Source organism: Rhodoferax sp. RT5P35, assembly GCF_056521385.1.
On sequence record NZ_JBWMAX010000224.1, the window covers coordinates 1 to 1,203 of the forward strand.

Sequence of the window (1,203 nt, forward strand, 5' to 3'; positions counted from 1 at the left end):
AGCACAGTTGGTCGCGCAATGTTTTAGTGGTGCAGATTGAAAACCGCCTGCTGGAGCGCAGCGGCACGGCAGTCACCAACTTCGAGGCACATCTGCCCAAGCCCCAGTCTGATCTGGCCCGTGAATCGTTGAAAGACCCCTACCGATTTGATTTTCTGGGCCTGGGTAACGAAGCGCAAGAGCGTGACATCGAAAATGCCTTGGTGAAGCATGTCACCGAATTCCTGCTGGAACTGGGCGCTGGATTCGCATTTGTTGGACGGCAAGTATTGCTGGATGTGGGAGGCGACGAATTTTTCATCGACTTGCTGTTCTACCACCTCAAGCTACGCTGCTATGTGGTGATCGAGCTCAAAGGCGGCAAGTTCAAACCCGAGCACCTGGGCCAGCTAGGCTTTTACCTGACCGCCGTAGACCGCCAAGTGAAGCACGCCCAGGACAACCCCAGCATTGGCCTGTTGCTCTGCAAGAGCAAAAACAAGATCGTGGCCGAATATGCCCTGGGCGACAAGACCCAGCCCATGGGCATTGCCGAGTACAAGTTACTGGAATCCCTGCCCGCCGAACTGCAAACCAGCCTGCCCAGCATCGAACAGATCGAACGTGAGCTGGCGGGCGGCAGTACACCTATGGACGACTAACGCCAGCCAGTCCTCCTCTCACACCGGGCTGTCGATCCGGATCCAGGTAGTCTTGAGCTCGCTGTATTTGTCGAACGCGTGCAGCGACTTGTCGCGGCCTACGCCGCTTTGCTTTACGCCGCCGAAGGGCACGGTGATGTCGTCTTCGTCGTACGAGTTGACGTGCACGGTACCAGCCTTGAGGGCGCGGGCCACGCCGTGGGCCTTGTTGATGTCGCGGGTCCAGACGGCGGCCTGCAGGCCGTAGATGCTGTCGTTGGCAATGCGCACGGCCTCGGCGGCATCGGTAAAGGACAAGACCGACAGCACCGGGCCGAAGATTTCTTCCTGGGCGATGCGCATGCGGTTGGTCACACCATCGAAGATCGTTGGTTGTACATAAAAACCACCGCTATCGCCCATCACCTGGGCACCACCAGCTATCAATTTTGCACCGTCTTGCTGGCCTGCCTCGATAAAGCCCAGCACCGTGTCCATCTGGGTTTTGTCCACCAGCGCGCCCATGATGGTGTCGGGCAGCAGCGGGTTGGCGGGGGCGTAGCGTGGAACCAGGGCCAGGGCT

2 protein-coding genes are annotated in these 1,203 nt (G+C 58.9%); one reads left to right on the forward strand and one right to left on the reverse strand.

Features of this window, described 5'->3' with window-relative positions; translation table 11 throughout:
- On the forward strand, positions 1-641 hold a 641-nt coding region (locus AC097L_RS25180; RefSeq protein WP_479589439.1), incomplete at its 5' end, for a PDDEXK nuclease domain-containing protein.
- An 18-nt stretch (positions 642-659) separates the two neighbouring features.
- Here the strand turns inward: AC097L_RS25180 and AC097L_RS25185 are convergent.
- On the reverse strand, positions 660-1,203 hold a 544-nt coding region (locus tag AC097L_RS25185), incomplete at its 5' end, for an aldehyde dehydrogenase family protein (protein ID WP_479589440.1).